Below are 21,001 nucleotides of genomic sequence, written 5' to 3'. Positions count from 1 at the left end.
TCGTGGTGCTTCGCTGGCACATCCTGGCGCCAAATGGCGGCACGCAGCCGAAGGCACAGCGCGCTCAAGTCTGCAGGGGGAGTGGGGCAAGAGGGAATGCGCGGCACCCGATCCGGGCGCCGGCCGAGCGGCGGCGCAGAACGCCGCCACTTGCCCGCCGGAAACGCTCGTCCCCGGGTGCGAGCTTGGATGGTGCAGATTTACAGCGGCGCCAGCACGCCGTGGGCCTGCTCGTCGGCGTGGTAGGAGCTGCGCACCATGGCGCCGACGGCGGCGTGCTTGAAGCCCATCTTGTAGGCCTCTTGCTCGAACATCTTGAACACGTCCGGGTGCACGTAGCGGCGCACCGGCAGGTGGCTGTTGGACGGCGCCAGGTACTGGCCGATGGTCAGCATGTCGATGTTGTGCTCGCGCATGTCGCGCATCACCTGCAGGATCTCCTCGTCGGTCTCGCCCAGGCCGACCATGATGCCGGACTTGGTCTTGACGTTCGGATACAGCTCCTTGAACTCCTTGAGCAGTTGCAGCGAGTGCATGTAGTCCGAACCGGGACGCGCTTCCTTGTACAGGCGGGGCGCGGTTTCCAGGTTGTGGTTCATGACGTCGGGCAGGCCGTCCTTGAAGATGGCCAGGGCCTTGTCCAGGCGGCCGCGGAAGTCGGGCACCAGCACCTCGATCTGGGTGTTGGGCGACAGCGCGCGGGTGTGCTGGATGCACTCGACGAAGTGGCCGGCGCCGCCGTCGCGCAGGTCGTCGCGGTCGACCGAGGTGATCACCACGTAGCTCAGGCGCAGCTTGGCGATGGTGTTGGCCAGGTTGGCCGGCTCTTCCTTGTCGAGCGGATCGGGACGGCCGTGGCCGACGTCGCAGAACGGGCAGCGGCGGGTGCACTTGTCGCCCATGATCATGAAGGTGGCGGTGCCCTTGCCGAAGCATTCGCCGATGTTCGGGCAGCTGGCCTCCTCGCAGACGGTGACCAGCTTGTTCTCGCGCAGGATGTCCTTGATCTCGTAGAAGCGGGTCGAGGCCGAGGCGGCCTTGACGCGGATCCAGTCCGGCTTTTTCAGACGCTCGACCTGTTCGATCGGCACGATCTTGATCGGGATGCGCGAGGTCTTGCTGGCGCCTTTTTGCTTGTCGCTCGGGTTGTAAGCGGGGGCGATCTTGTCGGTGGTCTCAGAGGTCATTGGCTGCGGGCCCACAGGGGCGTAGTTTGGTTATTCGTGGTGGTTGCCGGCGGGCTGGTCTGCGGCCACGTCCAGCACTTGCGTCAGTTCTTGCGCCAGCGCCTGCTGCACCTCGGCCAGGGTCGCCCGCGCGCCGAGGCTGCGCATGTCGACCGTTTCCAAGCCGGAGTAGCCGCAGGGGTTAATCCAGGAGAACGGGGCCAGGTCCATCGCCACATTGAGCGACAGGCCGTGGTAGGTGCAGCCGTTGCCGCGCACCTTGAGGCCGAGCGCGGCGATCTTGGCGCCCTGGTGCGCGCCGTCGGCGACGTAGATGCCGGGGGCGCCGTCGATGCGCTCGCCTGCGAGATTATACGCCGCCAGCACATTGATCATCGCCTGCTCGATTTTATGCACGAACTGGCGGGCGTACAGCTTGCCGCCGGGCTTGTTGCGGCGCAGGTCCATCAGCAGGTAGATCACCACCTGGCCGGGGCCGTGGAAGGTGACCTCGCCGCCACGGTCGGTCTGCACGATGGGGATGCTGTCGGCGCCGGCCAGCAGGTGGCCACGGTCGGCGCCCAGGCCCAGCGTGAACACCGGCGGGTGCTCGACGATCCACAGCTCGTCGCGGCTGTCCGGCGTGCGCGCGTCGGTGAAGGCGCGCATGGCGGCGAAGGTGGCTTCGTAGTCGGCGAGGCCGAGGTGGCGGATCAACGCCGGTTCGGCGCGGGGTGTGGACATGGTTGCTCTGGTGGTGGGGTTCGGGGCCGGACGGCCGGGGAACCGGAACTGCGACATTATAAGGCAGCGCGGGCCGGAGGCGGGAATGGCGCGGCCGGACTGGCGCGGCGGGACGAATCGGGGCGGGCGGCGAGGGGCGGACGCCACCCCACAGACACAGCAGGGGTCGGACCCCGTACGGGGTCCGACCCCAAACACGCCGCCGGCCTCAGGTACACCGGGGCGGGCGGGGTGCTGCTCAATAGATAGGCAACAGGCGCAGCCATTGCTGCACGGAATCGCGCTGCCACTGGGCGGCGGCGTAGTCGCGCAGCCGCGCCGGCACCGCGTCGCCGTTCTTGATCAGGCGTTGCAGCATCATCGCCAGGTCGGTGTCGGCGACGCACCAGGCGCCGAACAGGTGCTCGCCGTTGCCGTCGAGCAGGACCTCGGCGGCGTGGATCAGCTTGTCGGCGCCGGCGCGCGCAGCGGCGCCGAGCGGCTCGGTGGCCGGCTGGTAGAACACGGTGCGGGTGTCGCGCGCCTCGCGCAGGGGCAGGAAGTCGCTGCGCAGCCAGGCTTGCAGCTGGCGGGCGCGGGCCCGTTGGCGCAGGCCGGGCGGCAACAGCGCCGGGTGGCCCGGCGCCGGGAAGGCCTCGTCCAGGTATTCGCAGATGGCGCTCGACTCGGTCAGCACGAAGTCGTCGTGCACCAGCGCCGGGATGCGCGTGGTCAGCGACAGGTCGCGGTAGGCGGGCAGCAGGTTGGCGCCGGCCTCGAGGTCGAGGGTTTCCAGGGTGAAGGGCAGGCCCTTCTCCGTCAAGGCGACGAAGGCGGACAGGGCGTAGGGGCTGGTGTAGCTGCTGTTGGCGTACAAGACTAGGCTCATGGCGGTTTCCGTGTTGTTGAAATCTGTTCACATGGTATTCCTTGCCAAAGCAACTACATAACGATATATTTTGGGGCTTCTTGTTAGTTCTATTCACATAAAACCGGCCCGAGAAAAACCCATGAGCGAGACCCCGCGGCTGCCCAATTTTTCCGCCCTGCGCGCCTTCGAGGCGGCGGCGCGGCACCAGAATTTTTCGCGCGCGGCCGAGGAGTTGCACCTGACCCATGGCGCGATCAGCCACCAGGTGCGCGCGCTGGAGGAGGAGCTGGGCCTGGCGCTGTTCGTGCGCAACGGCCGCCACGTCAAGGTGACGGCGGACGGGCTGCGCTTCGCCCAGGTGCTGGGCCGCTCCTTCGCCGAGATCGCCATGGCGGCCGAGGCGCTGCGGCCGGGCAGCGCCAGCGCGCGCCGGCTGACGGTGTCGTCCATCCCCTCGTTCGCGGCGCGCTGGCTGGCGCCGCGCCTGGGCCGCTTCATCGAGTTGCATCCCGAGGTGGAGGTGGTGCTGCAGTCGAGCGGGCAGTTGCAGGATTTGGCGCGCGACGGCGTCGACGTCGGCATCCGCTTCGGCCGGGGCCACTATCCGGGCATGCAGGTGGAACGCCTGATGGGCGACATCTATTTTCCGGTGGTGAGTCCCCACTATCGCGGCGGCGCCCTGCCGGCAACGCCGGCCGAGCTGGACCAGGCTTGCCTGCTGCGCTCGGTGGAGCCGTGGGCGCCGTGGTTGCAGGCGGCCGGCCTGGCGCTGGCGGAGCCGTCCGGCGGGGTGATGTTCGAGGATTTGTCGATGCTGATACGCTCGGCCGTCGACGGCGACGGCGTGGCGCTGGTGCGCCGCGTGGTGGCGATGCAGGAGCTGGCCTCGGGCCAACTGCTGCGCCTGTTCGAGCTGGCCGTTCCCTGCGCCGAGCAATATTACTTCGTCAGCCCGCCGGCGGCGGCGCACAAGCCGCAGGTGCAGGCCTTCCGCGCCTGGCTGCTGGCCGAGGTGGCGGACTTCCAGCGCCAGCTCGGCGGCGCTGTTACATGACGATCTTGACCATCGGGTGGGCCGACAGTTCGGTGTAGAGGGCGTCGAGCTGCTCGCGGCTGGTGGCGCGCACGATCACCGTCAGGCCGGTGTAGTTGCCCTTGGCCGAGGGACGCACTTCGAGCTTGCCTTCATGGAAGGTGTCGTCGAACCTGAGCACCACTTCAACGATGGTCGGCGCGAAATCGACATGGGTCGGGCCCATCACCTTGATCGGGAAATCGCTCGGGTACTCGATGAGGGACTCTGAGGGTGGGATCGCTGCCATAATCATTCCAATCAAAAACAATGTAAAAAAACCAAGCATGACGGCCGTCGCGGCCGCCACACTTGGTATTGTAGCCAATTACGTCGACGTCTTATGAATTGCCCAGCTGCGGGGCCGGCGCGGCGCTTTTGCCGGACAGCCGTTGCAGCCGTTCCAGCGCCGACTCGGCGCCCAGCGCCGGCGTGTTGACGGAGCGGCGGATGGCCTCGATCTCGGCGGCCTGGTCGATCGGGCGCTGGCCGATGTCGTTGACGATGCGCATGCCGGCCGCCTCGTTGCTGACGGTCTGGGCGCGCCGGGTCAGCGCGTTCAGGGCGCTGGAGTTGCCGCGCATGCCGGACAGGCCGGCCAGTTCGCTCTGGCGCTCGGCGCGCACCTGCTGCAGGTCCTGCTGGGCCTTGGCGGTGGCCAGCTGCTGCATGGCCTTCTTGGCGGCGGCGTCGAACTCGGAGAGTTGCTTGGCCAGCGCGTCGACGATGGTTTGCAGCTCGTCCATGTACTGCTTGGCGTCGGCCTCCTCCTGCTCCTCCTGCGGCATGCGGGCCTTGTTGGCCTCCAGCTCGTCGCAGAACAGGGTGATGGTGGCCTCCGAGATCTTGCCGGCGGCCAGGCGCTCGGCCAGGGTGCCGGTGGCCTTCTCGTCGGTGGCGATCAGCTCGCGCAGCTTGACCACGTCGGTGCGCTCCTTCTCGAAGGAGGCGCGGGCGGCGGCCAGCTTCTGCGCGGTGCTGCGCAGGCTGTCGGCCAGGCGGTCGCGGTCGGCTTCGGTGGCGGTTTCGGGATCGAAGTTGGCGATCGCTTCCGACACGCGGTCGCCCAGCGCGCCGAAGTGTTTCGAGATCAGGCGCGCGGTCAAACCCCAGCCATTCGAGTTGCTCATATCAGTATCCTTCTAGGTTAATTTGGGTAAAACACTTCACACACACTGCGGACCGCTTATTGGATGACGATCCGCTCTTGCTCTACCGGTATGCCAATGACGAAATCGACATGGATACCGCGCTTCGAGTTGTCGCCGTTCACGCTGGAGATGACTTCCGTGGTGATCAGCAGATACTCGCTGCCGCCGCTGGGCAACTTGCGCACATACGGCATGAAATACATTTCCTGGCGCAGGCCGTTGCGGCCAGCGGCGTCGTCGATGCGCGTCTCGGTGCCGGAGAACGGCGCGACGAACTCGGCCTGGCTGTCGCCGGCGTCGCGCCAGAAGTCGACGCCCTCGTGCTGGCCGAAGATCAGGTCGAGGTCGGCCTGGTCGAGGCCGTAGTCGTCGAGCTGGTTGCGCCACAGCGTGTAGCTGCGGTCGCCCAGGCCCGCGCCGGACACGCCCATATAGGCCTCCTGGTCCTCCACCGTCTCCGGGATCACCCGGGCCAGCTGGGTACAATACATCAGCTCGGCCACCTCGCCCTTGGCGTTCTGGTAGACCTGCAGGAAGGTTTCGCGGGCGTCCAGGTCGCCCTTGCTCAGGTAGTAGCGGTACAGGCCGCCGGCCAGGTTCAGGCGGATCTGCGACACCGCCTGGATGCGCGTCTCGCCCGGCAGCGGCAGGCGGATCAGCGAGCCCTCGGCGTTGGCGCGGATCAGCGGCGACTGCTGCAGCGTGAACAGGCTGCCGATGCGGGCGCCGAGCGGCAGGTCGGCGTCGGCGCGTGCTTCGCTCGGGTCGGCGCCGCGCTTGGCGGCGACACCGCGCAGATAATCAAATGCATTGCTCCAACCCATTTCTATTCCCTTTCGAAGGAGTAATTCGCGCCGCTGGGCGTGCGGCCGCGTTTGAGACGTTTCACGGTGAAGTAGGCCAACCAGCCCAGCACGCTCAGCAGCACCAGCCAGGCGAAGGTGCGCAGCACCGTGGCGCCGAACGAGGGCGCGGCGGGCGGCGCCGCGACCGCGCCGGCGCCGAGGCCGGCGTCGGCGGCGTTGTTGTTGCCTGTGCCGTTGTTGTGGCCGTTGTTGGCGTTGCCGCCGTTGTTATTGCCGTTGTTGCCCGGATAATAGGTCGGCTGCGAACCGCCGCTGACGGCGCGGCCCAGCATGAAGCCCATCAGGCCGTGCATCAGGCCGTTGCTGGGTTGCTGCACGATCACCGGCGGCGCTTGCTGCGGATAGCCGGGGCCGGGCTGCTGGTATTGCGGCCCCGGCGAATACTGCGGCGACTGCTGCGGCCGCGACACCGGATCGGTCAACGGCGGCAACGGCGGCGCGGCGGCGGCGGCGCGGCGCGCCTCCAGCGTCTGGTTGGCGCGCTGCTGGGCCGTGCTCTGGTTCATGTCGCGGCCCAAGGCCGAACGGCTCGACGACGGTGCCGGCTCAGCGGCGGGCGGCGGCGCGCTGTTGGCGCTGCGGCCGAACGAGCCGAAGCCGCCGCGCTGCGACGACGGCGCAGGCGCCGGCGCGGCCTCGGACGCCGTGTCGCGGCTGGCGCCGCGGCCGAACGAGCCGAAGCCGCCGCGCTGCGACGACGGCGAAGGCGAAGGCGCGGCCTCGGGCGCCGTGTCGCGGCTGGCGCCGCGGCCGAACGAGCCGGGAGCGCTGCGCGGCGAGGACGGCTTGCTCTTCGCCGTGCTCGACCGTTGCGACGAAAATCCGCTCTTGTACGACGATGTGCCAGAATGCGAGGTATCGCGCGCCTCGGCCGGCAGGTGGCCCGCCAGCGACAGCAGCACGGCCAGGACCACGGCAAAATGAGAGGACTTCATGATGTCTTTTCAGTTAAGTTGGGCAAAAAACAGCATAGCATGACTTGCATTGGAATCAGCATAGCGCCCATTTGGGGGGCATGCATCGGTAATAAAAGGTTAACTTCACCATGACGCGCAAATACCTCGACATGAATCAACACGATGCCCTGTATAAAGTGGCACGCAACTACCCGGGCGGCATCGAAGCGCTGGCGCAGAGCATGGAAATCTCCGTCAACGTGCTGCGCAACAAGCTGGCGCCGACCATCGCCTCGCACTACCCCTCGTTCGAGGAGGTCTCGGCCATCGTCGAGCTGTGCCACCGCGCCGGCGTGGCCGAGGCCCATTTGCCGCTGCACGCGCTGTTGACGCGCCACGGCATGGCCGCCTTCGTCGTGCCGCAGCCCGAGCAGATCGGCAGCGACGACCTATCGCAGACCGTCTGCCGGGTGATGAGCCAGGTCGGCGCGGTGGCCGAGGCGGTCTCCAACGCGCTGATGGACGGCAAGGTCACGGCGGCCGAGGCCGACCTGATCGAGCGCGAGTTCCAGGGCGCGCTGTCGGCGCTGGGCGAGTGGCGGGCGCGGCTGCGCATCAAGGCCCAGGCCGAGGGCAAGTAAAAAAAAAGCCAGCCCGTGGGCTGGCGAAAAACTATTCTCATTGGGCAGAAAATAGTCGGGAACTAGGCGTGCTGTCTCGACGGCCCTGCGCTGCGGGCGATGTGCTTCCACCCTGTCCTGCCGCGGCCCCCGTCATTGCAATGGCGAAACTATATCCAATTGGCAATGCCCGGCGACAGCGGAATGTGACGAACTGCTCCTTTCACGTGCTGAGTTGCCGAATTGCCGGACTGGGCTGTCGCGCCCAGCGCGCCGGCGGCCCACGCTTGTTGTCGCCGCGCTAGCGCGCATCGCGCCCCTCCTCGCGCCGTTTGTCGCGGCCCTCTTTGCGGCCCGGCGACTCGTTGCCCGGCCGGCCGGCGTCGCGGCCCGCCGCCGCAGGCGCCTGCTGCGGCGCCTGTTGCTGCACCTGCGGCGCCTGTTGCTGCACCTGAGGCGCCTGCTGTTGCGGCGGCGGCGCTTGCGTCCGCAGCGGCAACACCATCCGCTCGGAGCGGCCCGGCGTGGTGTTGCGTTCGCCATGGTCGGCGCGCTCGCCGCGTCCCGGCTCGCGGCCGTCGTCGCGCCGCTCGAGGTGGCGGGTGTCGAGCACCCGGGCCGGCGCCGCCGGCGCGCCCACCAACGGCGCGTTGAGCATCAGCGGCGGGGCCATGACGACCTTCGGCCCCTTGCCGACCGGCGCCACCCGGTGGCCATCGAACCGGTCGCGCGGCGGCACCGTGACGCCGTCGCGATGGTCGCGACGCGGCTCGCCGGGTCTGTGGCCGTCGCGCCACTCGCCGCCACGGCCGTCGTGGCGCCAGCTCAGGCGCCGTTCGTGGTCGAGGGAAACGCGGTAGGGCGGCACATAGGTGTCGCGCGGCGACAAGGGGAACCAGCCCGTGCCGGGCGCATGACGCCGGCCGACGCTGCCGCCGAAGGTCACCGTCAGCTGGTCGCCGCCGACCCAGCCGACCAGCGCCGGCGCCCACACCGGCCGGCCGACCACGCGGCCGGGCGCCCAGCACCAGCGCCGGTTGAGCATCACCCAGCGGCCGTAGTGGGACGGCGCGTAGCCCCAGGGCGCGTTGTCGACCCAGGTCCAGCCCCAGGGCGCCAGCCAGATCCAGCGGCCGTCGCGGTAGGGCGCCCAGTCCACCGCCACCACGCGCGGCGTCCACAGCGGGCCGTAGTCGCTACTGTCCTGCCAGCTGCCGTACTGGTCCAGCTCCTCGTAGCCGGTCACCTCGCTCGACAGGTAGCGGCTGGCGGTGCCGGCCTGCTCGCGGCGGTCGCGCGCCTCGGCCCAGTGGTCGAAGGCGCCGCGCTTGGCCGTGCCGGTGTGCAGCTCCTCGTTGCCGACCTCGACCCGGTGGCCGCCGCACAGGCTCACCGTGTTGCCGGCGCCGTCGACCTGGGCCAGGCCGGCGAAGACGCTGACGACGCTGGTGTCGGCGCTGCGGCCGGCGTCGACGCGCAGCCAGCCCGGCTCGACCAGCGTGACGCGGGCCTGCGGCGTGCTCAGCTCGAAGTCGCGGGCCAGCGCGTTGTCGCGGATGCGCACGCTGACGCTGCCGTAGTGCAGGTACAGGCGCAGGCTGTCGTCGTCGAGCCGGCTGATTTCCAGGTCGGAGTCGCCGTCCAGCCGCAGCGCCGCTGCGCCGACGCGGAACTCGGCGCGCGCGCCGCGCCCGGTGGCGATGTGGTTGTCGCTGGTGATCGGCCAGTTCAGCAGGGCGGCGTTGGCCTCGCCCTCGGCCAGCACGGTGACCTGGCCCTCCAGGCTGGAGATGCGGCCGACGCGGGCCGGCGGGTCGGCCAGCGCCGCGCCGGCGGCCAGCGCGGCGGCGGCCACGCCGCCCAGGGTGGACACGATCAGGCGGTGGAATACGGTGCGGCTCATCGCTGCGCTCCTCGGGGTGTTGGTTCTGCGCACAAGGCGCGGGCGCGACGCGCCATCTTTATTTAACGGCGCAGATGATTTTTCGACTACCTGGGTTACAAATGATTGCACATTGTAGAATGTGCACTCCCGCCATCCCACCAAAGACCCCATGCGATTCCCCGTATCGACCCTGCTGGCCGGCCTGCTGCTGTCGGCCTGCGCGCTGGCCCAGGCCAGCGACTGGAAGGACAGCGCCGCCGTCGGCAAGCTGTTCAAGAAGGCCGGCGTCAGCGGCACCTTCGTGCTGCACGACGTCGCGGCCGACAGCTACACCGTGCACAACCTGGCGCGCGCCAAAACGCGCTACGCGCCGGCCTCGACCTTCAAGCTGGCCAACACCTTGATCGGCCTGACCGTCGGCGCCGTGGCCGACGTCGACGCGGCGCTGCCCTACGGCGGCAAGCCGCTGGCGCGCAAGGAGTGGGAGCACGACATGAGCCTGCGCCAGGCGATGCCGGTGTCGAACCTGCGCATCTACCAGGAGCTGGCGCGGCGCATCGGCGCCGAGCGCATGCGCACCCAACTGGCCACCCTGAACTACGGCAACATGCAGACCGGCAAGGCCATCGACAGCTTCTGGCTGGAGGGGCCCTTGCAGATCAGCGCGCTCGAGCAAACCGGCTTCGTCGAGCGGCTGGCGCAGGACCGCCTGCCCTTCCCGCGCGAGGCGATGGCGCAGACGCGCGCGATCGCCGAGCTCGAGCGCACGGCGGCCTACACGCTGTATGGCAAGACCGGCTGGTCGTCGCCGGCCGACGGCAAGGACCTGGGCTGGTGGGTCGGCTGGCTGCAACAGGACGGCCGCCTGTACAGCTTCGCGCTGAACCTGGACATCCGCCGCGAGCGCGACGCCGGGCAGCGCGTGCCGCTGGGCCGCGCCAGCCTGAAGGCGCTCGGCCTGCTGTAGCCGGCCGGGGCCGGCGGCGTCAGGCGTTGGCGCCGCCGCGCTTGACGAAGAACAGCGCCGCGCCGACCGCCATCAGCAGGCCGCCGAAGACGCGGTTCTGCTTGCGCAAGGCGCGCGCGTCGCGGAAGTAACGCTGCATCGACGCGGCCAGCAAGGCGTAGCTGTGCATCACCACCAGGTCGATCGAGCACATGGTGACGGCCAGGATCAGCAGTTGCGGCAACACCGGGGCGTGCTGGTTGATGAAGTTGGGCAGCACGGCGACCATGAAGATGATGCCCTTGGGATTGGTGGCGTTGGTCAGGAAGCCGGTCAGCACGCGCTTGCCCAGCGACGGCGCCACGCTTTGCGCCGCTGCGGCGCTGCCGCCGGCGCCGACGCCGAGCTGCACCTTGGCGCGCCACTGGCCCAGGCCCAGGTAGATCAGGTACAACGCGCCGACCACCTTGACCACGTTGAAGGCCAGCTCGGAGGCCAGCAGCAGCGAGCCGACGCCGGCGCCGGCGATGAACAACACCAGCAACAGGCCGGCCTGCAGGCCCAAAATGGTGCCGCTGGCCTTTCTCACGCCATACGACAGGCCGTGCGACATCGACAGCACGGCGCCCGAGCCGGGCGAGACGGCGATGATGCAGGCGGCGACGAAAAAGGTGATCCAAGTGGCGAAGGTCATGCGCTGGTCCCGGGCGAGAGGGTGGAAACGGTGCCGAATGGGCGGCGATTCGGCGGCGGCGCGGTGTGGCGGGCGCGGCCGATCGGCTATTGTAGCGGGCCGGCGCATTCCGCGCCGGCCCGGCCTGGGTTACACTTGCCGCTCCACCATTTTTGCCAAGAGAACCATGATGCGCACCCCGACCCGTCCCGCCCTCCCCCCAGCCGCCATGACGGAGAACCGCTGAGATGGCCGGCTCCAGTCTGCTGGCGCTGATCGACGACATCGCCGCCATCCTTGACGACGTCGCCCTGATGAGCAAGGTGGCGGCCAAGAAGACCGCCGGCGTGCTGGGCGACGACTTGGCGCTGAACGCCCAGCAGGTGGCCGGCGTGAAGGCCGAGCGCGAGCTGCCGGTGGTGTGGGCGGTGGCCGTGGGTTCGCTGAAGAACAAGGCGGTGCTGGTGCCGGCGGCGCTGGGCATCAGCGCCTTCGCGCCCTGGGCCATCACGCCGCTGCTGATGGCCGGCGGCGCCTACCTGTGCTTCGAGGGCTTCGAAAAACTGGCCCATCCGTATCTGCATGCCGACGAGCAGGCCGCCCACCTGGTCGAGCTGGCCGACGCCGTCAGCGATCCCGAGGTCGACCTGGTGGCCTTGGAGAAGGACAAGATCAAAGGCGCCATCCGCACCGACTTCATCCTCTCGGCCGAGATCATCGTCATCTCGCTGGGCACGGTGGCCGGGGCGCCGTTCGGCCAGCAGGTGACGGTGCTGGCCGGCATCGCCTTGGTGATGACGGTGGGCGTCTACGGCCTGGTCGCCGCCATCGTCAAGATGGACGACGCCGGCCTCTACCTGAGCCGGCGCGGCGGCGCCGCCACGCGCGCCCTCGGCCAGGTGCTGCTGGCCGCCGCGCCCAAGCTGATGAAGCTGCTGTCGGTGGTCGGCACCCTGGCCATGTTCATGGTCGGCGGCGGCATCCTGACCCACGGCACGCCCGGCGCGCACGAGGTGATCCACCACGCCGCCGAGGCCGTCGGCACGCTGGCCGGCGTCGGCCCGGCGCTGGCCTGGCTGACGCCGAGCATGCTCGACGCCCTGGCCGGCCTGGCCGCCGGCGCGCTGGCGCTGGCCGTGGTGGGCCTGGGCGGCAAGCTGTTGCGTCTGCTCAAAGGGCGCGGCTAGGTTTCCGGCGGGATCGCAGCGAAGTCGAGAAAACCCCGCAGCGAAATCTAGGGTCGGACCCGGCGGGTCCGCCCCGGGCTTTGTGCCGTTGGGTGGTGTTCGCCGCCGGCCTCTTGATTTCGGCATGGCGGCCTGCCGCTCCCGGTCAAACTTTCGGCGCCTTGGGTGCTTTGGGCGCCTTGGGCGCCTTGGGCTTCTTCGGCGCCGGCGGCGGCAGGGCGGCGGCGGTGAGCCCGGCCAGCCGGCCCAGCCAGGCGCCGTCGTCCCAGCGCTCGCCATCGACCAGCAGCCAGTTGCTGGCGCCCGGGTAGGGCGGCGCCTCGACCACCGCGCCGATCCACTCGCGCCCGGCGGCGGTCGGCTTGAGGTAGAGCTGGTCGTCGCAGACCAGGGCGAAGAACCTGCCATCGCAGTACAGGCCGTACTCGCCGAACATGCGCTTGGCGGCGATGGCGCCGGCCGGCGCCATCTGGTCGACCAGGTAATCCACCGTGCCTTGTTTCGATGCCATGCCCACCTCCTTGGTTGTTGGCGCCATCGGCAGGCGCCGGCCATGCGGGCGGAACTTTTCCGCCGTGCTTGCCGTCTAACAAATATTAACAAAGTTGCCGGTCCGGCGGAGACGCAACGATGAAGATCCTGCAACAACGCCTGCATCTGGCGCTCGACGTCGCGCACATGGCGGTCTGGGACTCCAGCCTGGACAACGGCAAAGTCGTCGACAGCCACGTCAATTGGGTCGGCCACGGCGCCTCGCTACTGGGTTTGCCGCCGGAGCCGCTGCGGCAGCCCTTCACCGGCTTCCTCGACTGCGTCCACCCGGACGACCGCGCGGCGCTGCTCGAGGCGATGCAGGACGGCGTCGACCGCTGCGGCGGCTACGAGGTCGAGTACCGCGTCTGCTGGCCCGACGCCAGCGTGCACTGGCTGGCCGCGCACGCCCGCGCGTTCTGCGACGAGCAGGGCCAGCCCACCGGCACGCTGGGCATCGTCTGGGACGTCACGCTGCGCAAGGCCGACGAGCTGAAGACGGTGCGCCAGCGCGAGCTGGCCGAGATCACGCTGCGCTCGATCGGCGAGGGGGTCATCACCACCGACCAGCTGGGCCGCACCCAGTACCTGAACCGCGTCGCCGAGCAGCTGACCGGCTGGAGCAACGAGCAGGCCGCCGGCTGCGACATCGGCACCACGCTGCGCCTGGTCGACGAGGACGGCCACGCCACCGACGAGCACATCGCCCTGCAATGCCTGCGCCAGCGCCAGGCCGTCAACGCCTGCGCCGACAGCCCGCTGCAGCTGGTCACGCGCGAGGGGCGCCACGTCGCCGTCGAGGAGTCGGCCGCGCCGATCTGGTCGGACGACGGCCAGCTGCTCGGCGCCGTGGTGGTGTTCCGCGACGTCAGCCACGAGCGCAAGCTGAGCCGCCAGCTGTCGTGGAACGCCAGCCACGACGCGCTGACCGGCCTGATCAACCGCCACGAGTTCGAGCGCCAAGTGGCCGCCGCGCTGCACACCGCCAAGCACGAGGGCCACGTCCACGCCCTGCTGTACATGGACCTGGACCAGTTCAAGGTGGTCAACGACACCTGCGGCCACGGCGCCGGCGACCTGCTGCTGCAGCTGCTGGCCAAGATGCTGCAGACGCAGATGCGCGACAGCGACATCCTGGCACGCCTGGGCGGCGACGAGCTCGGCGCGCTGCTGCCGCACTGCCCGCCCGAGCGCGCCATGCTGATCGCCAACCAGCTGCGCCAGTCGGTCAAGGACTTCCGCTTCGTCTGGGACAGCCACGCCTTCGAGCTGGGCGCCAGCGTCGGCGTGGTCGAGATCAACCACAACAGCAAGTCGATGACCGAGCTGCTGATCGCCGCCGACCAGGCCTGCTACCTGGCGAAGGAGCGCGGCCGCAACCGCGTCCACCTGTACCGGGAGTCGGACCAGCGGCTGGCCCAGCGCCACGGCGAGATGATGTGGGTGTCGCGCCTGAAGGAGGCCTTCGAGCGCCGCCTGTTCCGCCTGTACGCCCAGCCCATCGTCAGCCTGAACAGCCACAACGAATGCCACGACGAGGTGCTGATCCGCATCCAGGACGGCAAGGGCCGGCTGGTGCTGCCCGGCGCCTTCATCCCCGCCGCCGAGCGCTACGACATGATGACGGCGATCGACCGCTGGGTGATCCGCGCCGTCTGCCACCACATCCAGACGGTGCGCGACAGCCTCAACCCCGAGCAGGCCTTCATTGCCAGCCACCAATCGCTGCCGGCGCAGTACTCGATCAACCTGTCGGGCACCTCGCTGGGCGACGAGGGCCTGCACGACTACATCCTCGAGCAGTTCGGCAGCTACACCGTGGCGCCCGAGCAGGTCTGCTTCGAGATCACCGAGACGGCGGTGATCGCCAACCTGCCCAAGGCGCAGGCCTTCATGGAGCGCCTCAAGCTGCTCGGCTGCCGCTTCTCGCTGGACGACTTCGGCAGCGGCCTGTCCTCGTTCGCCTACCTGAAGTCGCTGCCGGTGGACTTCCTCAAGATCGACGGCATCTTCATCCGCGACATCGCCAACAACCCGATCAACCGGGCGCTGGTCAAGGCGATCAACGAGGTCGGCCACGTGATGGGCATCCGCACCGTCGCCGAATACGTCGAGGACGGCCCCACCCTGGCCATGGTGCGCGAGCTGGGGCTGGACTACGCCCAGGGCTACGCGGTGGGCGCGCTGCGGCCGCTGACGGCGGGCAGCGACTGAGCCGGCGGCGGGCGGGCGGCGGGCGGCGCAAAGGTGGCGAGAACGACATCGTTCATTGCACATGATCTACATTCTTGAAAGCATTAATACTTGATTGCCTGACTGCGGCATAGGCGCTCCGGGCGGGCAAATAGGCTACACTTGCCGGATGAATCAAGCCCTCCCCTCCCTGACCCTGCCCGGCGCCACGCTGGAGCACCTGCGCGCGCGCTGCGCCACCTGCAGCATGCACCAGCTGTGCCTGCCCATGGGGCTGGACACGGCCGACATGGACCGGCTCGACCAGATCATCGGCCGGCGCCGCAAGATCGTCCGCGGCGGCACGCTGTTCCGCATCGGCGACCCGTTCGGCAGCCTGTACGCGATCCGCCTGGGCCACTTCAAGACCTACCAGCTGAACCCGGACGGCGCCGAACAGATCACCGGCTTCCAGATGGCCGGCGAGCTGCTCGGCATGGACGCCATCTCGGCCGACCGCCACCACTGCAACGCCATCGCGCTGGAGGACAGCGAGGTGTGCGAGATCCCCTTCGCCAGCCTGCAGCAGCTGCTGGTCGACATGCCGACGCTGTTGCGCCATTTCCACCGCATGATGAGCCAGGAGATCACCCGCGAGCAGGGCGTCATGCTATTGCTGGGCAATATGCAGGCGACCCAGCGCTTCGCCGCCTTCATCGTCAACCTGTCGTCGCGCTACGAGGCGCGCGGCTACTCGCCTTACGTGTTCCAACTGCGCATGTCGCGCGAGGAGATCGGCAACTACCTGGGGCTGACCATCGAGAGCATCAGCCGGCTGTTGTCGAAGTTCAAGAAGGAGGGGCTGCTGCGCGTCAGCAACCGCGAAATCGAGCTGCTCAACCCGGCCATGCTGAAGGCCATCACGGCCGGCACGCAGAGCTGCGACTAGCGCGCCGCGGCGGCGCAAAAACAACAAGGGCGGCCCCGTGGGGTCGCCCTTTTCACATCCGCCCAATCGCGCGGCGGCGGCCTACTCGGCCGGCGCCAACTGCGGGTCGGCCTGCAGCAGGATCTCGCGCTGGGCCGGCCAGTGCCAGGTGCCGGCCAGGCGCCAGTCGCGTTGTTCGCTTTCCACCTGGACCACCCAGCGGCTGCGCTCGAGCATCGGCAGCGGCACGCGGAAGACGCCGTCGGCGTCCGGCTGGATCGCCAGCTGGACGTCCTTCTCCGGCTGGGTGGCGTGCGACAGCTGCAGCAGCAAACGGCCCGGCACGGCCTGCGCCGCGCCGGCGATGCGCCCGCTGAGCACGCCGTCGCCGGCCTCGTAGCGCAGCGCCAGCTTCAGGCCCAGCGCGCTGGCGGCGCGGTCGCGCCGCAGGTCCTGGTTGATCGCCTTGCCCTGCTTGTAGTAGTCGCCCACCACCAGCGCGTCCTGGCCCTGGTAGGCGATGTAGCCAAGGTAGCTGCCGGCCACCACCACGATGGCCGGGCCGGCCATCAGCAGCCAGGGCCAGCGGTGGCGCCACCACGGCGCGGCGGCCTCGGCGTGCGGGTTGAGCGGAATCACTTCGGCCATCTGGTTCTCCTTAACGCGGCACAAAGAAGACCGCGTGTTCACGCACGTGCAGGCTGGGGTCGTCGACGGCCACCAGTTCGATGTCGATCTTGTTCGAGCCCTTTTGGCCGACGCCGTGCGCGGTGCGCAGGCGGATCGGATAGGCCAGCGTCTCGGTGGCCGCCACCTTGACGGTGTCGCCGGTGAGCAGGGTCAGCGTGTCCAGGCCCTTGACCGCGATGCGGTAGGTGTGGGCCTGCTCGGTGGTGTTCATGATCTGCAGGCGGTAGACGTTCTCGATCATGCCGTCCTCGACCTCGCGGCCCAGGGTGCCGCGGTCGCGGATCACGTCCAGCTTGAGCGGCATGCGGAACCACAGCGCGCTGCACACGGCCAGCACGATCAGGCCGAGGATGGTGATGTAGATCAGCACGCGCGGACGCAGCGCGTGGGCGCGGATCTGCGCCGTGGTGTAGTTCTCGGCCATGGCGTGGTCGGTGCTGTAGCGGATCAGTCCGCGCGGCTGGCCGACCTTGTCCATCACGTCGTTGCAGGCGTCGATGCAGGCGGCGCAGCCGATGCACTCGTACTGCAGACCCTTGCGGATGTCGATGCCGGTCGGGCAGACCTGCACGCACAAGGTGCAGTCGATGCACGAGCCCAGCTTGGCGTTGGCCACCTCGTCGCGGCGGCGCACGCCGCGCGGCTCGCCGCGCTTGCTGTCGTAGGTGATGATCAGGGTGTCGCGGTCGAACATCGAGCTCTGGAAGCGGGCGTAGGGGCACATGTACTTGCACACCTGCTCGCGCATCCAGCCGGCGTTGCCGTAGGTGGCGAAACTGTAGAAGACCACCCAGAACCATTCCCAGGGGCCGAAATTAAGCGTCAGCACCTCCTGCGCCAGCGTCTTGATCGGCGTGAAGTAGCCGACGAAGGTGAAGCCGGTCCACAGCGCCAGGGCGCCCCAGACCAGGTGCTTGGCGGTCTTCTTGAGGAATTTGGAGACGGACGGACCTTGCTTGTCGAGGGCCATGCGCGCGCTGCGCTTGCCCTCGATTTTGCGTTCGATCCACAAGAAAATCTCGGTGTACACCGTTTGCGGGCAGGCGAAGCCGCACCAGACCCGCCCCGCCATCGCCGTCGCCAGGAACAACAGGTAGGCGCAGATGATCAGCAGGGCGGCCAGGTAGATGAAGTCCTGCGGCCACAGCACCAGGCCGAAAATATAGAACTTGCGGGCGACCAGGTCGAACAGCAGGGCCTGCCGTCCGTTCCAGCTCAGCCAAGCCAGCCCGTAGAACGCGAGCTGGGTCAGCCAGACGCACAGCCAACGGATGTTGGCGTAGCGTCCCTTGGTCTCGCGAGGATAGATCTCCTCGCGAGCGGCGTACATCTTGATGACTTGTGGTTTTGGAGCGTTCATTTCTTAGATGATACTCTTACTGCTGTGCGGCGGGCGCGGCGGCGACGGCGGGATTGTTGACGTCGTTCGACAGACTCCAGACGTAGGCGGCCAGCACGTGCACCTTGCCCTCGCCGAGGAAGTCCGAGAAGGCCGGCATGGCGTTGGTGCGACCCTTGCGGATGGTTTCCATGATGGTGTCGGCACTGCCGCCGTACAGCCAGACCTTGTCGGTCAGGTTGGGCGAGCCGATCGCCTGGTTGCCCTTGGCGTCGGCGCCGTGGCAGGCCATGCAGGCGCCGAACTTGGCCTTGCCGAACACCGCCTTGATCGGGTCGGAGGTCGAGCCGGACAGGCTCAGCACATACTGGGCGACGTTCTCGACGTCCTTGTCGCTGCCCAGCGCGGCGGCCATGCTCGGCATCATGCCGTTGCGGCCTTGCATGATCGTGGTCTTGATCACGTCCGGCGCGCCGCCGTGCAACCAGTCCTTGTCGGTCAGGTTGGGGAAGCCCTTGTTGCCGCGCGCGTCGGAGCCGTGGCACTGCGCGCAGTAGGTCAGGAACAGGCGTTCGCCCATGGCGTGCGCCTTGGGATCGGCGGCCACGGTTTTCAGGTCCTGTTTCAGGTACTGGCTGAACAGCGGGCCGTAGTCGGCGTCGGCCTTCTTCAGCTCGGCCTGGTAGGCGCCCGTCGATTTCCAACCCAGGCTGCCGGCGTAGGTGCCCAGGCCCGGATACAGGAACAGATAGGCCAGGCCGAACACGATGGTGATGTAGAACAACCACATCCACCAGCGCGGCATCGGCGTGTTCAGCTCGGTCAAGTCCTCGTCCCAGACGTGGCCGGTGGTGCCCACCGCCGCGCCGGGCTCGGCCGACTCGCCGGGCTGCAGCTTGTGCTTCGACTGGGCGTACAGCAGGATGCCGCAGCCGAACACGCCGAGCATGGTCAGCACGACGATGTAGATGTTCCAGAAACCGCTAGTGAAGTCAGACATGGGGGGTCTCCTCGTCGGCGAAGGGCAGTTGTGCCGCCTCGGCAAAATTCTCCGTGTTACGGCGGGAGAAGGCCCACCACATGATGCCGATGAAGGTGATGAAGGAAACCACCGTCATCACGCTGCTGGCGCGGTCGAACAGGTTGTCGATAACCATGCTAGTTCCTCGTTTTGATTTGTGTGCCCAGGCCTTGCAGATAGGCGATCAGGGCGTCTTCTTCGGTCTTGTCCTTGAGCGCCTCGGGCGCGGCGGCAATCTCGGCCTCGGTGTACGGGTCGCCCAGGCGGCGCAGCGCGCGCAGCTTCGGCTGGATGTCCTGCGGCACCAGCTTGGTGGCCGCCAACCAGGGGTAGTTCGGCATGTTCGACTCGGGCACCACGTCGCGCGGGTTGTTCAAGTGCGTCTTGTGCCATTCGTCGCTGTAGCGGCCGCCGACGCGCGCCAGGTCGGGCCCGGTGCGCTTGGAGCCCCACTGGAACGGACGGTCGTAGACGAACTCGCCGGCCACCGAGTAGTGGCCATAGCGCTCGGTCTCGGCGCGGAACGGACGCACCATCTGCGAGTGGCAGTTGTAGCAGCCTTCGCGCACATAGATGTCGCGGCCGGCCAGGCGCAGCGGCGAGTAGGGCTTGAGGCCGGCCACCGGCTCGGTGGTCGACTTCTGGAAGAACAGCGGGATGATCTCGACGGCGCCGCCGACGCTGACCACCACGGTCACCAGGGCGATCAGCAGCCAGGGGTTCTTTTCAATCCATTCATGGGTAAATTTCATCGTCAACTCCAGGGTTTAGGCGTGACCCGCGGCCAGCGCGGGAATGCGTGCCGTCACGGTGGCGCGGTTGCGCAGCGTCATGTAGGTGTTGTAGCCCATCAGGCACATGCCGGTCAGGTACAACAGGCCGCCGCCGAAGCGCACCACGTAGTAGGGATAGGTGGCCTTGACGCTTTCGACGAAGGTATAGGTCAGGGTGCCGTCCGGATTGACCGCGCGCCACATCAGGCCCTGCATCACGCCGGCGATCCACATCGCGGCGATGTACAGCACGATGCCGATGGTGGCGACCCAGAAGTGCACGTCGATCAGCTTGGTGCTCCACATCTTGGTCTCGCCGGCCATGCGCGGCAGCAGATAGTAGATCGAACCCATGGTGATGAAGCCGACCCAACCCAGGGCGCCGCCGTGGACGTGGGCGACGTTCCAGTCGGTGTAGTGCGACAGGGCGTTGACGGTCTTGATCGACATCATCGGACCTTCGAAGGTGGCGATACCGTAGAACGACAGCGAGACGATCATGAACTTCAGGATCGGGTCGGTGCGCAGCTTGTGCCAGGCGCCCGACAGGGTCATGATGCCGTTGATCATGCCGCCCCAGGACGGTGCCAACAGGATCAGCGAGAAGACCATGCCCAGCGATTGGGTCCAGTCAGGCAGCGCGGTGTAGTGCAGGTGGTGCGGACCGGCCCACATGTAGGTGAAGATCAGCGCCCAGAAGTGGACGATCGACAGGCGGTAGGAGTACACCGGACGCTCGGCCTGCTTCGGAATGAAGTAGTAGACCATGCCCAGGTAGCCGGCGGTGAGGATGAAGCCGACCGCGTTGTGGCCGTACCACCACTGGATCATCGCGTCCTGCACGCCCGAGTAGACCGAGTAGGATTTGAACAGCGAGGCGGGCATGCTGGCGCCGTTGACCACGTGGAGGATCGTCACGGCCAGGATGTAGCCGGCGAAGAACCAGTTGGCGACGTAGATGTGCTTGACCTTGCGCTTGATCAGCGTGCCGAAGAAGACGATGGCGTAGGAGATCCAGACGACGGCGATCAGGATGCTGATCGGCCATTCGAGCTCGGCGTATTCCTTGCCGCGGGTCAGGCCCAGCGGCAGGGTGACGACGGCGCTCAGGATCACCGCCTGCCAACCCCAGAAGGTGAAGGCGGCCAGCTTGTCGGAGAACAGCCGCACCTGGCAGGTGCGCTGCACGACGTAGTAGGAGGTGGCGAACAGGCCACAGATGCCGAAGGCGAAGATGACGGCGTTGGTGTGTAGCGGACGCAAGCGTCCATAGGTCAGCCAGGGTATGTCCAGGTTCAGGGCGGGCCAGGCGAGCTGGGCGGCGATGATGACGCCGACCAGCATGCCGATGATCCCCCAGACTACCGTTGCGATCGCGAACTGCTTCACGATTTTGTAGTTGTAGTTCAGTGCTTGATCCACTTGATTCTCTCCCGAGATTACTTCGATGATGTAAATCACAGAATACGGGTTTGAACCTTCAAAAACTTT

General features: G+C 67.9%; 22 protein-coding genes. 6 read left to right on the top strand and 16 right to left on the bottom strand.

Translation table 11 applies throughout. The features are described 5' to 3' along the window. Positions 1-200: 200 nt before the first annotated feature. The 3 genes from lipA to yfcF all read right to left on the bottom strand — a co-directional run bounded on the left by lipA (position 201) and on the right by yfcF (position 2,778). Positions 201-1,187 carry a lipoyl synthase gene (gene lipA / locus BM252_RS18770; protein ID WP_093389206.1) on the bottom strand — a complete coding sequence of 329 codons (987 nt, stop codon included), beginning with the start codon at positions 1,185-1,187 and terminating at the stop codon, positions 201-203. Positions 1,188-1,217: 30 nt separating this feature from the next. Further along, positions 1,218-1,910 carry a lipoyl(octanoyl) transferase LipB gene (gene lipB, locus BM252_RS18765; RefSeq protein WP_093389205.1) on the bottom strand — a complete coding sequence of 231 codons (693 nt, stop codon included), beginning with the start codon at positions 1,908-1,910 and terminating at the stop codon, positions 1,218-1,220. A gap of 238 nt (positions 1,911-2,148) precedes the next feature. Further along, positions 2,149-2,778, bottom strand: coding sequence for a glutathione transferase (gene yfcF / locus BM252_RS18760; RefSeq protein ID WP_093389204.1), 630 nt, complete (start codon positions 2,776-2,778; stop codon positions 2,149-2,151). A gap of 121 nt (positions 2,779-2,899) precedes the next feature. Between yfcF and gcvA the strand changes: the two genes are divergently transcribed. Beyond that, positions 2,900-3,814, top strand: coding sequence for a transcriptional regulator GcvA (gene gcvA / locus BM252_RS18755; protein WP_093389203.1), 915 nt, complete (start codon positions 2,900-2,902; stop codon positions 3,812-3,814). Here gcvA and BM252_RS18750 read toward each other — a convergent pair. The 4 genes from BM252_RS18750 to BM252_RS30290 all read right to left on the bottom strand — a co-directional run bounded on the left by BM252_RS18750 (position 3,807) and on the right by BM252_RS30290 (position 6,784). Beyond that, positions 3,807-4,082, bottom strand: a complete 276-nt coding sequence (locus BM252_RS18750) for a DUF493 family protein (RefSeq protein ID WP_093389202.1) — start codon at positions 4,080-4,082, stop codon at positions 3,807-3,809. The two genes, gcvA and BM252_RS18750, sit on opposite strands and share 8 nt — an antisense overlap. A gap of 91 nt (positions 4,083-4,173) precedes the next feature. Further along, positions 4,174-4,962, bottom strand: coding sequence for a coiled-coil domain-containing protein (locus tag BM252_RS18745; protein WP_093389201.1), 789 nt, complete (start codon positions 4,960-4,962; stop codon positions 4,174-4,176). A gap of 56 nt (positions 4,963-5,018) precedes the next feature. Then, complete coding sequence (locus tag BM252_RS18740; RefSeq protein ID WP_093389200.1) at positions 5,019-5,807, bottom strand: DUF2491 family protein; 789 nt, start codon at positions 5,805-5,807, stop codon at positions 5,019-5,021. 2 nt (positions 5,808-5,809) lie between these two features. Then, positions 5,810-6,784: a hypothetical protein gene (locus BM252_RS30290; RefSeq protein WP_139236605.1), complete on the bottom strand. Its 975-nt coding sequence runs from the start codon at positions 6,782-6,784 to the stop codon at positions 5,810-5,812. Between the two features lie 110 nt (positions 6,785-6,894). Between BM252_RS30290 and BM252_RS18725 the strand changes: the two genes are divergently transcribed. Continuing rightward, complete coding sequence (locus BM252_RS18725; RefSeq protein WP_093389197.1) at positions 6,895-7,386, top strand: phage regulatory CII family protein; 492 nt, start codon at positions 6,895-6,897, stop codon at positions 7,384-7,386. Between the two features lie 280 nt (positions 7,387-7,666). Here BM252_RS18725 and BM252_RS18720 read toward each other — a convergent pair whose 3' ends face one another. Further along, entirely contained in the window at positions 7,667-9,268 is a 1,602-nt protein-coding gene (locus BM252_RS18720) for a DUF6600 domain-containing protein (protein WP_093389196.1), read from the bottom strand. A gap of 151 nt (positions 9,269-9,419) precedes the next feature. On the opposite strand from BM252_RS18720, the gene blaOXA reads away from it, so the two are divergent. Beyond that, positions 9,420-10,217 (top strand): class D beta-lactamase, encoded by a 798-nt coding sequence (blaOXA, locus tag BM252_RS18715; RefSeq protein WP_093389195.1) that lies wholly within the window; start codon positions 9,420-9,422, stop codon positions 10,215-10,217. Positions 10,218-10,236: 19 nt separating this feature from the next. Here the strand turns inward: blaOXA and BM252_RS18710 are convergent, their stop codons facing one another. Next, positions 10,237-10,890: a LysE family transporter gene (locus BM252_RS18710; RefSeq protein WP_093389194.1), complete on the bottom strand. Its 654-nt coding sequence runs from the start codon at positions 10,888-10,890 to the stop codon at positions 10,237-10,239. A gap of 227 nt (positions 10,891-11,117) precedes the next feature. Here BM252_RS18710 and BM252_RS18705 point away from each other — a divergent pair, with 227 nt between their 5' ends. Further along, complete coding sequence (locus tag BM252_RS18705; protein ID WP_093389193.1) at positions 11,118-12,056, top strand: DUF808 domain-containing protein; 939 nt, start codon at positions 11,118-11,120, stop codon at positions 12,054-12,056. Between the two features lie 145 nt (positions 12,057-12,201). Here BM252_RS18705 and BM252_RS18700 read toward each other — a convergent pair whose 3' ends face one another. Next, positions 12,202-12,567 carry a TfoX/Sxy family protein gene (locus BM252_RS18700; RefSeq protein WP_093389316.1) on the bottom strand — a complete coding sequence of 122 codons (366 nt, stop codon included), beginning with the start codon at positions 12,565-12,567 and terminating at the stop codon, positions 12,202-12,204. A gap of 119 nt (positions 12,568-12,686) precedes the next feature. On the opposite strand from BM252_RS18700, the gene BM252_RS18695 reads away from it, so the two are divergent. Then, entirely contained in the window at positions 12,687-14,801 is a 2,115-nt protein-coding gene (locus BM252_RS18695; RefSeq protein ID WP_093389192.1) for an EAL domain-containing protein, read from the top strand. 148 nt (positions 14,802-14,949) lie between these two features. Continuing rightward, a complete protein-coding gene (gene fnr, locus BM252_RS18690) occupies positions 14,950-15,708 on the top strand; it encodes a fumarate/nitrate reduction transcriptional regulator Fnr (RefSeq protein WP_093389191.1) in 759 nt (252 codons plus the stop codon). Positions 15,709-15,789: 81 nt separating this feature from the next. Here fnr and BM252_RS18685 read toward each other — a convergent pair whose 3' ends face one another. The 6 genes from BM252_RS18685 to ccoN are packed head-to-tail and all read right to left on the bottom strand — an operon-like array spanning position 15,790 to position 20,932. Next, positions 15,790-16,335, bottom strand: coding sequence for a FixH family protein (locus tag BM252_RS18685; protein ID WP_093389190.1), 546 nt, complete (start codon positions 16,333-16,335; stop codon positions 15,790-15,792). Positions 16,336-16,345: 10 nt separating this feature from the next. Continuing rightward, entirely contained in the window at positions 16,346-17,737 is a 1,392-nt protein-coding gene (gene ccoG / locus BM252_RS18680; protein WP_093389189.1) for a cytochrome c oxidase accessory protein CcoG, read from the bottom strand. A 16-nt stretch (positions 17,738-17,753) separates the two neighbouring features. After that, complete coding sequence (ccoP, locus tag BM252_RS18675; RefSeq protein WP_093389188.1) at positions 17,754-18,716, bottom strand: cytochrome-c oxidase, cbb3-type subunit III; 963 nt, start codon at positions 18,714-18,716, stop codon at positions 17,754-17,756. Next, positions 18,709-18,873 (bottom strand): cbb3-type cytochrome oxidase subunit 3, encoded by a 165-nt coding sequence (locus tag BM252_RS18670; RefSeq protein WP_093389187.1) that lies wholly within the window; start codon positions 18,871-18,873, stop codon positions 18,709-18,711. The genes ccoP and BM252_RS18670 overlap by 8 nt, the downstream gene beginning before the upstream one ends. Position 18,874: 1 nt before the next feature. Next, positions 18,875-19,489 (bottom strand): cytochrome-c oxidase, cbb3-type subunit II, encoded by a 615-nt coding sequence (ccoO, locus tag BM252_RS18665; protein ID WP_093389186.1) that lies wholly within the window; start codon positions 19,487-19,489, stop codon positions 18,875-18,877. Positions 19,490-19,504: 15 nt separating this feature from the next. Then, the gene (ccoN, locus tag BM252_RS18660; protein WP_093389185.1) at positions 19,505-20,932 is read right to left on the bottom strand and encodes a cytochrome-c oxidase, cbb3-type subunit I; all 1,428 of its coding nucleotides are present in this window, start codon (positions 20,930-20,932) and stop codon (positions 19,505-19,507) included. Positions 20,933-21,001: the final 69 nt, after the last annotated feature.

Source organism: Rugamonas rubra (assembly GCF_900114705.1).
In the GTDB taxonomy this organism is placed as follows: domain Bacteria; phylum Pseudomonadota; class Gammaproteobacteria; order Burkholderiales; family Burkholderiaceae_D; genus Rugamonas; species Rugamonas rubra.
Note: the sequence above shows the minus strand (reverse complement) of the source record. Positions and strands in the feature narration are given on the sequence as shown.